This window comes from Streptomyces sp. NPDC017529 (assembly GCF_044329785.1).
GTDB lineage: Bacteria > Actinomycetota > Actinomycetes > Streptomycetales > Streptomycetaceae > Streptomyces.
In genome coordinates this window covers 130,106-144,637 of record NZ_JBIRJY010000017.1, presented here as the reverse complement: position 1 = coordinate 144,637, position 14,532 = coordinate 130,106, and the positions used below count along the sequence as shown (strand labels likewise).

Sequence of the window (14,532 nt, the reverse complement as noted above, 5' to 3'; positions counted from 1 at the left end):
GGCGACGGAGTTCACCAGGCCATGCTCGGCATCGCCCGGTTGCACAACCTGGCCCTCACGGGATAACTCACACCCCATACGGGACAACCTCTAGGCGAGGAAAAGCGGGAAAAAACCGGGAAGAGACCGTCAGTGCTCCAGCATCGCGGCGAGCACCGACCGCCAGTCCTCGCCCGGCCGCCCGGCCAACTCGGCGGCGAGCGCCCGCGAAGGGTGGTAGCGGCGGCGGTGGTGCAGGAGGAAGTCCGGCCCTGCCGGCCCGGTCTCCGCCGCCGGGTCCGCTCCCGTACCCGCGTGCGTGGCGTGGACCTCGCCGGTGCCGCCGAGCAGGCGGATCAGCTCGGTGGCGAAGTCGCGCCAGTCGACATGGCCGCCGACCGCGTTCACCACGCCGCCGGCCGGCCGCTCCGCACAGCTGACCAGCGCACGGGCCAGCGCCCCGGCGTGCACCCAGGGCGCGCCGTACCAGCCGCGCTCCCGCGCGGGCAGCTCGATCGGTTCGCCGCTCCGCGCGGCCTGGAAGAACTGGCCGGTGGCGCCCCAGCGCAGCTGGTCGCGCAGTCTGGCGTGCGGCCCCCACACGATCGGCACCCGCACCACGGCGGCCCCGCCGCGCCCCCCGGTCCCGGCGGCGGCCAGCAGTATCCGCTCGCAGTCCAGCTTGGCCCGCCCGTACGCGGTGAACGGCCCGGCCGGCGGCGTCTCCTCGGTGACGTCGGTGACCGGCGGCTGCCCGTAGGCGTCCACGCTGCTGACGAAGACGAAGGAGCCCTGCCGCCAGCCGTCCAGCACGGCCCGCATCGCCGCGAGGTCCACCTCGGGCGAGGTGAAGGTGCAGGCGGCGTGGATCACCGCGTCCGCGCCGGCGGCCGCCGCGCGCAGGCTGTCCGGGTCACCGAGATCCCCCTCGGCCACCTCGATGCCGTCCGCCGCGAGCAGATGCGCCGACTCGGGGCGCACCAGCGCCCGTACGGGACGGCCGCGGGCCGCCAGCTCGCGCAGGACGAAGGCGCCCACGCCCCCGGTGGCGCCGGTGACCAGGACCGTTCCGGTACGTGCCGCGGAGGGGCGGCCGCCGCGCGGGGCCGCGGTGCGCACCGCGGCCAGGGCCGTCGCACGTTCCCGGTCACGGGCGTCGAGCAGGGCCGCGATCGCCCGCGGGCTGCGGTGCTCCATCACGTCCAGGCCCGTCAACGGCAGTCCCAGCCGTTCGCGCAGCCGGTCTGCCAGCCGTACCGCCAGTAGTGAATGCCCGCCGAGCAGGAAGAAGTCGGCGTCCGGCGCGGGCCGTCGGCCCAGCAGCTCGGCGAACGCCGCCAGTACGGCGCGCTCGCGCGGACCGGCGGCTTCGGCAGGCGCGGCGGCCGCCGGGGCGCCCGGCAGCCGGGTCCGGTCCACGGCACCGTCGGCCCCGCGCGGCATCGCGTCCAGGACCGTCACCGCGGCCGGGACCAGCTCCGGCGCCAGCCGCGAGCGCAACGCGGCCCGCAGCCGCATCGGTTCGAGGGCGCCCGCGCCGCTCGGCACGACGTACGCGAGCGGCCGCCGGCCCTCGACCTCCAGCAGCACGGCTTCGGCCACCTCGGGCCGGTCCTGGAGGAACGACTCGGCGGGGTGGGCGGTTCCCTCCGGGCGCTCGGTTCCTTCCGGGTGCCCGGTCCCGTGTGGTCGGGTCAGTGGGTGGCCGGGGTCGGCGGCCACTGCCGCCAGCAGGTCCGCGAACCCGCGCAGCAGCCGCCGGGCCGTCCGCTCGTCGAGCCGCGCCCGGTCGTACTGCACCAGGCAGCGTGGCGGCCCGTCGTCGCCCCGGTCTTCCTCCACATAAAAGCCGAGACCGAACTTGGCGGTTCCCAGATCGACATCGACCGCTTCGCACGCCAGGCCGGGCAGGTCCAGGGCGGTGGGCGCCCGGAGTACGTCGGCCGTGACGTCCACCAGCGGCTGTCCGTCCGTGCTGCGCGCCGCCGCTCCCAGCCGCTCGACGATCAGGTCGAAGGGCACGTCGCGGTGCTGCTGCGCCTCCAGCAGCGCGTCCCTGGCCCGGTCCAGCAGGCTCCCGAAGTCCTCGGCGCCGCTCGCGTCCACCCGTACGGGAAGAGTGTTGACGCAGAGACCGACCAGGTCGCGTATTTCCGCGCGGTCGCGGTGGCTGCTGGCGCAGCCGAGCACCAGGTCGGCATGGCCGGTCGCTTCCAGCAGCGTGGCGTACGCGGCGGCCAGCACCACGGTGAACAGCGTGCTCCGGTGCTCCCGGCCCACCGCCCGCAACCCGTCGAGGACGGCGGCCGGCAGCGGTTCGGCGAGCAGCGTGGCCGCCCCGCGCCGGGCCGGGGCGCCGGAGCCGGCGGCCGGGGCGGGCAGCGGCACCGGCCGGGCACCCGCGAGACGCCCGAGCCAGAACTCCAGCCCGTTTTCCAGGGCGTCCGCTGCGGCGTGCTCACGGCGGGCGAAATCCGCGTACTGCGGTGCCGGGCCGGACAACGCCCCGGGCAGCTCACCGGCCAGGGTGTCGGCCCCGTCGAGTGCCGCCCCGTACAGCACGCCCAGTTCACGCGCCACGACAGCCAGCGACCCGCCGTCGATGGCGATGTGATGGAGCGTCAGCAAGATGGTGTGGTCCTCGGCGCCATGCCGTACGACGAACGCGCGCAGCACCGGCCCGCCGGCCAGGTCGAAGGGGCGCGCCGCGGCCTGCCGCAGCATCCCGGTGAGGTCACCGTCCGCCGCCACCACCTCCACCGGCACCGGCGCGGCGGCCGCCACCTCCTGGTACGGCTCGCCGTCGCGCTGCCCGTACCGCGTGCGCAGCACCTCGTGACGGCGTACGAGCCCGGACAGCGCCCGGCCGAGAGCCCGCACGTCGAAGGGGCCGCGCACCCGGGTGGCGAACGGCACGTGGTACGCGGCGCCGCTGCCGCCGAGGCGGTCCATCAGCCACATCCGGCGCTGCGCTGCGGACAGCGGCGCCGGCCCGCCGGGCCGGGTCGCCGCTGTGGCCGTACGGCTCGCGCTCCCGCGTCGCGCGGCCTGCCGCTGCCGGGCGGTCCGGAGCAGCGCCGCCTGGCGGGCGGTGTCCGAAGCGGTGGTCATCGTCGGTCCTCCAAAGCGGCCGGGGCCGCCGGCCGGTCGTGGGGCGTCCCCGGGTCCTCGTGGATGCGCAGCAGCGCCTGTTCGACCAGGGCCGCCTGCGCGGCGACCGTGGGCGCGGCGAAGAAGTCGGCGAGCGAGAGCTCCACGCCGAGATCCTCGCGCAGGTCCTCCACGACGCACAGCGCCAGCAGCGAGTGCCCGCCGAGCGCGATGAAGTCCGCCCCGGCGTCGTCCACGGGCTGGTCGAGCGCCTGGCTCCACAGGTCGGCCACGACCTGCTGGAGGGGGGAGAGCGCGCCGGGCGCCGCGGTCTCGCCGGTCGCCGGCAGACCGCTGCCCTGCACCGGCCGTTCCGCCAGCTCCCGCCGGTCGACCTTGCCGACGCCGGTCAGCGGCAGCGCGTCCGTGAAGGCCCACGCGTTGGGCACGAGGTGGGCGGGCAGACGGCCCTCCAGGTGGGCGCGGAGCGCACCGGCCCCGGGCGCAGAGCCGCCGGCCGGAACGACGAAGGCCACCAGCCGCGCGTCGTCGGGCGCCGGGCGCTGCACGACGACGGCCGCGTCGGCGACCCCGGCGTGCTCGCGCAGCGCGTGCTCGATCTCGCCGGGCTCGATCCGGAAGCCCCGGACCTTGACCTGGTCGTCGGTCCGGCCGTGGAAGTCCAGCGTGCCGTCGGGGCGCGCCGAGACCACGTCGCCGGTGCGGTACAGCCGTCCGGCCTCCGGGTGGCCGACGAAGCGCTCCGCGGTCAGCGCGGGCTGCCCGACGTACCCGAGAGCGAGCCGCGGGCCGCCGAGCCACAGCTCGCCGCGGGCGCCGGGAGGCACCGGCGTGCCGTGCTCGTCCATGACGTGCGCGGTGGTCCCGGCGATCGGCAGGCCGATGGGCGGCGGTCCTTCGCAGTCGGCGTCCACGATCCGGCGCGCGGTGGCGAAGGTGGTGGCCTCGGTGGGTCCGTAGCCGTTGACCAGCTCCAGCCAGGGGTGGGCGCGCAGGACGGTCCGCGCGTGCCGCGCCGACAGGGCCTCGCCGCCCACCAGCACGCCGCGCAGCACCCCGAAGAGCGGGGACCGCCGGGCGGCCAGGTGGTGGAAGAGCGCGGTGGTCAGCACGGCCACGGTCGCGCCCAGGCGTTCCGCTTCCCGGGCCAGGCCCGCGGGCGAGAGCCGGTCGGCGGTGGACACCGCGACCGCGGCGCCGTTCGCCAGGGCGGCCCACACCTCGAAGGCGGAGGCGTCGAAGGTGACGGGGGAGTGGAACAGGACGCGGTCGCGCGGTGTGAGGGTCACGTACTCCGGCCGGTGCACGAGGCGCGCGATGCCCTGGTGGGTGACGGCGACGCCCTTGGGCTGCCCGGTCGAGCCGGAGGTGAACATGATGTAGGCGACGGCGTCCGGGGCGGGTTCGCAGTCGTCGTGGCCGGGCACGCCGTCCCCGGCGTACTCCGCCCCGGTGGCGGGCGGCGGCAGGGCCCGGTCCCCGGGGATGCCCGCCGTCTCCAGCAGGTCCTTGCCGCCCACCGTCAGGCAGGCACCGGCCGTGGCCAGCATGGCCGCGACGCGCGGCGCGGGATGCCCGGGATCGAGCGGTACGTAGTGCGCGCCCGCCCACCAGACGGCCAGCTGCGTGACCACGGTGGGCACCGAGTGCGGCAGCAGCACGCCGACCGCGTCACCGGGGCGTACGCCCCGCTCCCGCAGGACCCCGGCGAAACCGCGGGCCGATGCCGCCAGTTGCGCGTAGGTCAGGGAGGTTTCCCCGTCGGTGACGGCGAGGGCGTCGGGAGTGGTGCGGGCGAAGTGGGAGACGAGTCCGGGCACGCCGGTCGTGGTCGCGGTCATCTCACACCCCCGCCAGGTCGGCGGCGGCACGCCGGGTGTCCACCAGGGCCGCCACGGCCCGCAGGTCGGGCTGCCGCAGTACTTCGGGCGCCCGCAGGCGGACGCCGCAGTGCTCCTCGATCCCGGTGAGCAGCCGGGCGGTCGACAGCGAGTTGCCGCCGGAGGCGGCGAAGTTGTCGGCCGTGCCGAGCGCCGGGGTGCCGAGCAGGTCGCGGCACAGGCGCAGCACCAGTTCCTCGGTGGGCGTCCGGGGCGCGGCGCCGTCCGGTGCCCCGGCGGTCTCCGCCTCTTCGGCCGCCAGCAGGGCGGCCCGGTCGACCTTCCCGTTGGCGTCCAGCGGGAAGCTGGCGAGGAACCGCACGACGGCCGGGACCGCCTGCTCGGGCAGCCAGCCGCGGGCCTCGCCGATCAGCTCGTCCGCGGTCGGCACCGGCGCACCGGGCACCGGCAGGACGAAGGCGACGAGCTGGTTGACGCCGCCCGCGGCGGAGCGGACCGCGACGGCGGCCCGCCGGACGCCCGGGTGGTGCTCGAAGGCCGCCTCCACCTCGGCGGGTTCGATGCGTACGCCGCTCACCTTGACCTGGTCGTCCAGGCGCCCGAGGAAGTCCAGCACCCCGTCGGCCCGCATCCGTACCCGGTCGCCGGTGCGGTAGACGCGGCCGGTGCCGGTGACGCCGGGCGGCGGCGGCACGAAGCGGGCCGCCGTCAGCTCGGCGTCCAGGTACCCCAGCGCCAGCACGCTGCCGCCGATACGGAGTTCGCCGGGCTCGCCGCGCCGTACGACCCGGCCCGCCTCGTCGGTGACGCAGACGACGGCCCCGGCGATCGGCGCGCCGATCGGCGGGGGAGCGGCGGTGTCCGACGCGTGCGGGCCTAGGTGGTGCGCCGTGGTCGTCACGGTGGCCTCGGCGGGCCCGTACACGTTGTGGACCCGGGCCGTGACCCCGGGAGCGGGCCGGCGGCGCAGCCGGTCGCCGCCCACCACGAGGTGCCGCAGCGCGGGGAGTTCGGGCCAGGGCCGTTCGAGGACCGCCTCGGCGAGCGGCGTCGGCAGGACGGCGACGGTCACTCCGGCGCGCCGCCACCAGCCGGTGAGGGCCTCGGGGTCCCAGCGCACCTCCTCGGGCGGCACGCTCAGCGCGCCACCGGAGGTGAGGGCCGCCCACAGCTCCTTGACGTGCGGGTCGAAGGCGACGCCGACCAGGAGGCTGTGCCGGTCGCCCGGTACCGACCCGGTGTACGCGTGGTACCAGTCCAGCAGCGAGCCGAACGACGCGCCGCCCACCGCGACGGCCTTCGGGGTGCCGGTGGACCCGGAAGTCAGCACGGCGTAGAAGGTGCCCGCCGGCGCGCTGTGCGCGGCGGCGGTGCCGGACGCGGCGCGGAACGCGGCCACGACGCTCCCGGCCGCGTTGGCGCCCTCGGCGGGCAGTTGCAGCGATACCGCGTCGCCCGTCCGGTACGCCGCGGGCAGCAGCGCGGGGTCGCCGACCAGGCAGGGCACGCCCAGCCGCTCGGTGACCGTGGCCAGCCGGCGTTCGCCGGGGCGCGGCCCCAGCGGCAGGTAGACGGCGCCGAGCCGGGCCAGCCCGACCGCCACCGCGACCAGTGCCGCGGAGCGGTCCAGGCACACGCCGACCAGGTCGCCGGGGGAGACCCGGCCGCGCAGCGACTCCGTGACGACGTGCGACAGGGCGTCCAGCTCGGCGTAGTTCCACGCCAGTTCACCGTCTTCGACGGCAGGTGCTTCGGGGGTGCTGCGCACCCAGTGTTCGTACCGGGCGAGGACGTCCGCCGGGCGGTCGGTGCCCGGTGTGCGCGGGTCGGCGCCGTACGCGATGCTGAGCTGCGCGTCCTGCGGGCTGTCGCCGGGACGCTCGTGCGCTGAAGTACTCATGATTCCTCTGCGGTTCGCAAGTTCACGCGTGTGGGGTGGCGGGGCCGGGAGTGGTCCGGGCCTAACCGAGCCCCATGGACCGGGCGACGATCACCTTCTGGATCTCCGAGGTCCCCTCGATGATCGTCATCATCCGGACATAGCGGTACAGGAACTCCAGCGGATGCCCGCGCACCCACCCCGTGGCGCCGTGCACCCGAAGGGCCCGGTCCACCACCCGCACCGCGGTCTCCGAGGAGGTCAGCTTGGCCAGCGCGGCGTTCTCCGGCGCCTCGGTGCCGCCGTCCACCAGCCGCGCGCAGGCCAGCGTCAGCAGCTTGGCCGCCTCGATCTCGGCGCGGCTGCTCACCAGGTGCTCCTGCACGTGCTGGTACGCGCCGATGCGCTCGCCGAAGGCCCGCCGCTCGCGGGCGTACGCGACGCCCTGCTCCAACGCGTACTCGGCGATGCCGTCGCACATCGCGGCGACGACCAGGCGGCCGCGCGACAGGCTGTCGATGCCGTTGCCGAGCGCCGAACCGACGCCGGAGGGGCCGCCGATCACCGCGGCGTCCGGCACCCGCGCGTCTTCCAGGAGCAGTTCGTACAGCGGCTCGCCCGACATGCCGTCGTAGCGCTGCCCGATCCGCAGGCCCGGGTTGCCCGCCTCCACGACGAAGGCGGTCGGCCCGCCCCCGGCGGCGGCGGCGACGACGAGCGTGAAGTCCGCCCGGTCGGCGTTGCTGACGAAGGTCTTGCGGCCCTTGAGGACCCATTCGCCCGTCGCCTCGTCGCGTACGGCCGTGGTGGTGAGCTGGAACGCGTCCGACCCGGCGTGCGGCTCGGTCAGCGCCAGGCAGCGCACCGCCTCGCCGCGCACCAGCGGTTTGAGGTAGCGCTCGATCTGCTCCTCGGTGCCGTGCCGCAGCAGCGGGCTCGGGCCGTCCGAACCGGCGAGCGCGTACGGGGCGAGCGGGCAGCCGCTGCGGCCGGCCGCGTGGTGCAGCAGCACCACGGCCGTGAACGGCATGCCGGAGCCGCCCAGCTCCTCGGGGTAGTCGCCCGCGTAGAAGCCGAGGGCCGCCGAGCGGCGCCGTACGTAGTCGCGCAGGTCGGCCGGCGGCAGGTCGGCGTCCTCCGGCAGGTCGGCCGCCAGCGGGACCAGTTCCTTGCGGATGAACGACTCGAAGGACGAGACGAGTTCGCGGTGGTCGGCCTCCAGGACCGACGAGGGGTACGTGCTCACGCCGCGACCTCCCGCACCGCGCGGGCCTGGTCGGCCAGCACCGGGTTCTGGAAGAACAGCCGCAGCGGGGGCCGGGAGCCGAGCCGGGGCTCCAGCCACGCGGCCAGTTGCGCGGCCATCAGGGAGTGCCCGCCGACCTGGAAGAAGTGCGATCCCGGGGTGAAGTCCGCGTGGCCCAGGACCTCGCGCCAGCCTTCGGCGAGCAGCGCCACCTGCGGGTCGTCCGGCTCGCCTGCCGTATCCGCGGTGCCGGTCCCGGCCGCGGCCTCCGGCAGCTCTGCCACCCGGCGGGCCAGCGCCCCGCGGTCCGGTTTGCCGCCCGGCAGCGTCGGCATGGCGTCCAGGCGTACCCAGCGGGCCGGTACGAGCGCGGTGGGCAGCCGCAGGGAGAGCGCGGCGTGCAGCGCCTGCTCGTCCACCCCGCCGTCCCCGGCCCCGTCCCGGAACTCCAGGAAACCGATCAGCCGCGGGCCGCCGGGGCCTTCGGAGTCCAGGACGACGGCGCACGAGCGGCCGCCCAGTTCGGCGGAGGCCGCGGCCTCCACCTCCTCCAGCTCGATGCGGTACCCGCGCAGCTTGACCTGGTTGTCGCGGCGGCCCAGGAAGCACAGCCGCCCCGCCCGGTCGCGGTAGCCGAGGTCGCCGGTGCGGTACACCCGCTCGCCGCCCAGCGCGTCCGGCGTCACGAAGCGCTCCGCGGTGGCCTGCGTGTTGCCGAGGTAGCCGTCGGCCAGCCCGGCGCCCGCGACGGCCAGTTCGCCGACCGCGCCGGCGGGCAGCGGCCGCAGCCCGGTGTCGAGCACGTGCATCCGGGTGCCCGGCAGCTCCGTGCCGAGCGGCACCTCGGCGCCGTCCCGCAGGTCCTCGCGGGTCACCTCGTGGACGGTGCTGGTGATCGCGGCCTCGGTCACGCCGTAGGCGTTCAGCACGGTGACGGAGGACGTGCCCGTGGCGTCCACGGCGTCGAACAGCTCGCGCAGCGCGCCGACGGGCAGCCGCTCACCGCCCAGGACGACCAGCCGCGGCGCCCAGCGCCCGTCCCGCAGCGCCTCGCCCAACTCCTCGCGTACGGCCAGGAAGTAGCTGGTCGGCAGGTTGGCGACGGTGACACGGCGGGCCGCCAGCACCGCGGTCAGCTCGTCGGGGGTGGGCACTTCGCGCTGCGGCAGCACCAGGCAGGCCCCGGCCAGCAGCGACGGCAGCACCTCCTCCAGCGCCACGTCGAAGGACGGCTGGGCGAACAGCAGCACCCGGTCCTGCTCCGACAGGCCGTACCGCTCCGCCGTCGCGCGGGCGTGCTGCGCCAGCGCCGCGCGGCTCACCACGACCGGCTTGGGCAGGCCCGTGGAGCCGGAGGTGTGGATCACGTACGCCGCGTCCTTGAGCGTGTCGTGGGCCGTCTCCTGGCCGAGCGGTGCCGCGGCGGGGAAGGCGGGCCCGTCCAGCAGCCCGACCGGCAGCCCTTCGGCCGGGAGGGACAGTGCGCTCTCCCGGGTGGCCAGGACCAGTGCGGGGTTCAGGCGGTCCAGCAGCGTCTTCAGGCGCGCGGCCGGATCGTTGGGGGAGAGCGGGCAGTAGACGGCGCCGGTCCGCAGACAGGCGAGCAGCGTGACGACGGAGTCCGTGCCGCGCGGGAGCACGGCGGCCACCGCCCGGCCTTCCGTCACACCGGCCGCGCGCAGCCGGCGCGCCAGGTCGTCCACCAGGGCGCCGAGCTGGCCGTACGTCAGGCGCTGCGCGCCGCTGATCAGGGCGGCGCGCGCCGGGTCCTGGCGTACGGCCGGGTCGAGCACCTCGTCCGTCGCGGGGACCGGGACGGCGTCCGCCTCCTCCTGGCCGGTGCGCACGGTTTCCGCGCCCAGGGAGGCGAGCGGCGCGTCCGGCGCCTCCAGGTAGGCGCGCAGCACGCCAAGGAAACGTTCCGCCAGCAGCTGGACCACGTCCTCGGCGAACAGGTCACGGTCGTAGTCCCACACCAGCGTCATCCCGGCGGCGCCCTGCCGCGGGCCGACCACCCGCCGGTCGTCCGGTATCAGCACCAGGTCCAGGTCGAACCGCGTGGTGCCGGTGTTGAACCCCTCGTAAAACGACACCTCCAGCTCCGGGACCTCGATCTCCGGCAGCGGCGCGTCATGCGCGCTGAACATCACGCTGAACAGCGGGTTGTCCGCGCCGGTGGTGTGCCGCCCGAGCGCCCGCGTCAGCTCCTGGACCGGCACCTCCTGGTGCGGCAGCGCCCGGATCAGCGTGTCGGTGACCTCGTCCACCGTCTCCACGGCCCCGGCCGCCGGGTCGAGCCGCAGCCGCAGCGGAATGGTGTTCACGAACATGCCCACGGTCTCCTCGAACCCCGCGGGACGGTTGCCCACCGCGGTGCCGACAACGATGTCGGCCCGGCCGCTGTGCCGCCGCAGCAGCTCCGCGAACAGGCTCAGCAGCGTGGAGAAGGGCGTGTGCCCCTGAGTGCGGCTGCACTCCCGCAGCCGCTCGGCGAGGTCGGCGCCGATGGCCTGGCGGAACTGGCCGCCCGCGTGCCGGCGCTGCGCGCCCGCCCGCGCCAGACCGGGCAGCGGCAGGTCGAAGGCGGCGTCGGACAGCTCGGCCGACCAGTGCTCCAGGCTCGCCTGCCGGTCGGCGCCGGCCGCGGCCCGCGCGTGCTCCTCGTACGAGCGCGCCGGGGACAGCTCCACGGCCTCGCCCAGCACCTGCGCGCGGTAGGCGCCGAACACGTCACGCAGCAGGATCGCGAACGAGTGCCCGTCGTGGATCAGGTGGTGTTCGACGTGCACGACGCGGTGGTGCCGCTCGCCCAGCCGGGCCAGGCACCAGCGCAGCAGCGGCGCCTCGCAGGTGTCGAGCGGGGTCTCGGCCTCGGTCCGCAGCAGCTCCTGGAAGGCGGCTTCCGGATCGGCCTCCTGCGAGAGGTCCACCGTCCGCACCCGTGGGGTACATCCCTCGCGCACCCGCTGCCCGGGTACGCCGCCCGGCTGCTCGACGAGTTCGAGGCGCAGGCCGGGGTGCCGGCCGAGGGCCGCGGCCAGCCCGGCGCGCAGCGCTTCCTCGTCGAGCGGGCCCCAAAGGTCGATGGCGGCCGTGAAGTTGTAGGCGCGGCTGCCCGGCAGCATCTGCTCGTGCAGCCAGACGACGTCCTGGGACGGCGACAGTCCGAACATGGTCCATCCTTCTGGTGGTGGATGCGAGGTGACGCTCGGCCCGGCGCCCGCAGTCGGTCGGACGCGGGAGCCGGGAGAAAACGTGGTGCGTGGGGCCGGTGCCGGCCCGGGGGTGTGGGCTCAGGCCACCGGCGTGGCGGTGCCGGTACGGGCTTGCCCGCCGCCGGCCGTGCGGTCGGTCGTGATTCCGGCGGGTTCGCCGGCCAGTTCGGCGGTCAGCGCGGCGAACGCGTCGCGGGCCAGGCCGTCGGGAAACGCGTCCCGGTCCCACGCCATCCGCACGAGCAGATCGCTCCCATACGAGACGGAGACCGCGAACGGCGCCTGCAGCGGCCGCCCGTCGACGTGCACCTCGCGTCCCGCGACGCCGCCCAGCCGCAGCGGCGGCCGGCGGTGCAGGTCCTCGAAGGTCAGCAGGCCGTCCAGGTTCCCCGTCCAGGGGGCGGTGGCCGACCGGGCCGCGCGGACCACCTCGTCGAACGGGGTGTCGGCGTGGTCGAGGTCGTCCCACCAGGTGGTGGTCAGGTCGTCGGTGCCGCACGCGGTGGCCGGGTGGACGACGGTGTTGAGGAAGCAGCCGAGGACCGGCGCGGCCGCCGCTGGCCGGCCGCCCCAGGGGTAGCCGAGCAGCGGCGTCCGGCCCGCGAGGCGGGGCCCGCCCAGGGTGCGCGCGAGGTTGCCGCAGGCGCCGAGCAGGACGGGGAAGGCGGTGGCCCGCCCGTCGTCGGCACGGATCGGCAGACGCTTTTGGAGGGCACCGGTGGGGCGCGGCGGCCGGGCCGGGAGCGGAGCCTGCCCGGCGGGCGCCGGCGCGCCACCGCCCGGCCGTTCCGGCGCCAGCCGGCGCGCCCAGTAGGCGAGTGACTCGGGCTTGGACGCGCGCTGCTCGGCGGCGAGTTGCAGGCGCACGGCCTCGTGGTATCCGGCCGCCTGCGCCGCGGCACGGTCCGGCGGCACGTCGCCGGGGCCGAGTCCCCGCTCGTACGCGTCACCGAGGTCGGCGGAGATCAGGCCGAGGGACTGCTCGTCGCACACGGCGTGGTCCAGGGCGAGCGCGAGGATCTCCGCGGGACCCTCGGTGCCGGTGACGCCGGCGTCCGTGCCGCCCCCACCCGGGGCGTCGGCGAGGAACAGCCGCAGCGGCGGGCCCTCGGCCGCCCAGTCCAGCAGCGCCCGGCGCAGGGCCGCCGCCGCGTACTCACCTGGGCGTGCCAGCACGCGGCTCACCTGGGCGGCGGGCGCGCCCAGCCGCTGTACCGGCGCGCCGCGCAGCACGTCGGGCCGGGTGCGGAGCGCGGGGTGCGCGGCAGCCAGATGGCCTGCGGCCGCGCGCAGCCGGTCCACGTCGATGGTGCCGCGCGGGAAGGCGAAGAACAGCGGCACGACGTCGGGCCGGCCGCCGGGCGCCAGCCGCCGGGCGAGCAGGAACCGCCGCTGCGCACCGGTGACGGGCAGCAGACCGGCCGGGTCGCCCACCCCGGCGGCCGCCTTCTCGTAGCGGGTGAGGTACTGCTCCGTGATGCTGACGGCGGTGCCGGTCCGGACGCCGGTGCCGAAGCGGGTACGGATGCCGGTGCCGGCCGGTGTGCCGGTGCTGATGCCGGCCGTTGTGCTGGGGTCCACGATGACCTCCCTTGCGCCGCCGCGGACGGGGCGTTGCCAATGAGACGTTCGAAATGAGACGTTCGAGCGGTGGTGCTGCGTGCGGTGGAGCACGCTCACGGGTACGGGTACGGGCACGGGCCCGGATCACCGGGCACGGGCCGACGGCCGGGACGACCTGCCGGAGGGCAGGGGGCAGCGCGTACGGCCGCGGAGAGCGGGGACGCGTGGATCCGGAGCGGAAGCCCGGATCAGGTGGCCGCTCCGGGCGCATCAACTGCCTCGGCAGCGGGCCCGGCGCCCGCCCCGGCCCCGGCGGTCGGCAGGTCGCGCAGCTTCCGCAGCGGCGACAGCAGCAACGGAACCGGCACGAGCAGGAATCCGGCCGCGCAGACCCACACGGCTGCCCGTGCGCCGGCCGCCCCCGCGATGGTGCCGCCGGCCAGCGCGCCGAGCGGCATGGTCCCCCAGACCAGGAACCGCAAGGTGGCGTTCATCCGGCCCAGCAGGGCGTCGGGGCACAGCAGTTGGCGGAAGCTGACCTGCGCCACGTTGTAGACGACGGCGCCGAAGAAGACGGCGCCCGAGCCCAGCGCGAACCACGCCGCGGCCGCCCCGTGCCCGGCCAGCGGCCACAGCAGGGCGAACGGCCCGGTGACCACCGGAGCGAGCCAGATGATGCGGGCCTGCCCCAGCCTGCGCGCGACCGGCCCTGCGCACAGTGCCCCGGCCAGTCCGCCGACGGCGGCGGCGGACAGCATCAGGCCGAGCACCCCCGGCGGCAGCCCCAACTCCCGCGTCAGGAAGACGGTCTGTACGGCGACGAGCATCGCCGAGAAGAAGTTCGCCACCCCGGTCGTCAGGGCGATCATGCGCAGGACGGGGTGCCGCAGCACGAAGGCCAGGCCCTCCTTGACCTGTGCGCGCAGCGAGACGCCCGGCGCCACCTCGGGTTCCGGTTCACGGACGCGAATCGCGCGCAGGAACAGCGCCGAGGCGAGGTATCCGGCGGCGTTGGCCAGGACGGCCACTGGAGGCCCCAGGAGCTGGACGATGCCGCCGCCGAGCCCGGGTCCGGCCACCTGCGCGGCCGAACGCGCCGTCTCCAACGCGCCATTGCCCGCCACCAGCTGCGCGCCGGGCAGCACCCGCGGCAGGTAGCTCTGGTGGGCGACGTCGAAGAACACGGTCGCGACGCCGGTGACGAAGGCCACCACGTACAGCTGCGTCATCGTCAGGGCGTGGCACACCGCGGCGAGCGGCACGCTGCCCATGGCCACCGCGCGCACCACGTCCGTCCGGATCAGCAGCGGCAGCCGCCTGACCCGGTCCACCCAGGCCCCCGCCGGCAGGCCGATGAGCAGGAAGGCGGCGGTCTCGGCCGCCGTGAGCAGGCCCACTTCGAAGGCCGAGGCGTGCAGCCCGACGACGGCCACCAAGGGCAGGGCGACCAGGGCGACTTGGGTGCCTGCCTGGCTGGCCGCGGCCCCGGCGAGCAGCAGCCGGAAGTCGCGATGGCGGAGGAGCCCGTCACCGGCGCGGCGGCCGGAGGCTCGTGTGGTGGTCACATGGCTGACATTTGGTGATGAAGAGGCGGCGGGTCAAAACGACTGGAGGGTTTCCGGACAGTCTGATCCGCATTCCGGACGCCGGATGAATGTTTTGTCGTAAACCGTCCGTTCGATCCGGTCCATCCGATCC

7 protein-coding genes are annotated in these 14,532 nt (G+C 75.9%); all 7 read right to left on the bottom strand.

The window, feature by feature from the left end; genetic code table 11:
- Positions 1-129: 129 nt before the first annotated feature.
- Positions 130-3,090: a condensation domain-containing protein gene (locus tag ACH4K4_RS31035; RefSeq protein ID WP_398171819.1), complete on the bottom strand. Its 2,961-nt coding sequence runs from the start codon at positions 3,088-3,090 to the stop codon at positions 130-132.
- Positions 3,087-4,931 (bottom strand): amino acid adenylation domain-containing protein, encoded by a 1,845-nt coding sequence (locus ACH4K4_RS31030; RefSeq protein ID WP_398171818.1) that lies wholly within the window; start codon positions 4,929-4,931, stop codon positions 3,087-3,089. The genes ACH4K4_RS31035 and ACH4K4_RS31030 overlap by 4 nt, the downstream gene beginning before the upstream one ends.
- A gap of 1 nt (position 4,932) precedes the next feature.
- On the bottom strand, positions 4,933-6,831 hold the full coding sequence (locus ACH4K4_RS31025) for an AMP-binding protein (RefSeq protein ID WP_398171817.1): 1,899 nt from the start codon (positions 6,829-6,831) through the stop codon (positions 4,933-4,935).
- A gap of 61 nt (positions 6,832-6,892) precedes the next feature.
- Positions 6,893-8,056: an acyl-CoA dehydrogenase family protein gene (locus tag ACH4K4_RS31020; protein ID WP_398171816.1), complete on the bottom strand. Its 1,164-nt coding sequence runs from the start codon at positions 8,054-8,056 to the stop codon at positions 6,893-6,895.
- Entirely contained in the window at positions 8,053-11,229 is a 3,177-nt protein-coding gene (locus ACH4K4_RS31015) for an amino acid adenylation domain-containing protein (RefSeq protein ID WP_398171815.1), read from the bottom strand. Before ACH4K4_RS31015 ends, ACH4K4_RS31020 begins: the two co-directional genes overlap by 4 nt.
- Positions 11,230-11,349: 120 nt before the next feature.
- The gene (locus tag ACH4K4_RS31010; protein ID WP_398171814.1) at positions 11,350-12,852 is read right to left on the bottom strand and encodes a non-ribosomal peptide synthetase; all 1,503 of its coding nucleotides are present in this window, start codon (positions 12,850-12,852) and stop codon (positions 11,350-11,352) included.
- 230 nt (positions 12,853-13,082) lie between these two features.
- Positions 13,083-14,399: an MFS transporter gene (locus ACH4K4_RS31005; RefSeq protein ID WP_398171813.1), complete on the bottom strand. Its 1,317-nt coding sequence runs from the start codon at positions 14,397-14,399 to the stop codon at positions 13,083-13,085.
- Positions 14,400-14,532: the final 133 nt, after the last annotated feature.

Coding starts and splice junctions, on each gene's coding strand:
- ACH4K4_RS31035 (WP_398171819.1), bottom strand. CDS start 3,090: ATGACCACCGCTTCGGACACCGCCCGCCAGGCGGCGCTGCTCCGGACC.
- ACH4K4_RS31030 (WP_398171818.1), bottom strand. CDS start 4,931: ATGACCGCGACCACGACCGGCGTGCCCGGACTCGTCTCCCACTTCGCC.
- ACH4K4_RS31025 (WP_398171817.1), bottom strand. CDS start 6,831: ATGAGTACTTCAGCGCACGAGCGTCCCGGCGACAGCCCGCAGGACGCG.
- ACH4K4_RS31015 (WP_398171815.1), bottom strand. CDS start 11,229: ATGTTCGGACTGTCGCCGTCCCAGGACGTCGTCTGGCTGCACGAGCAG.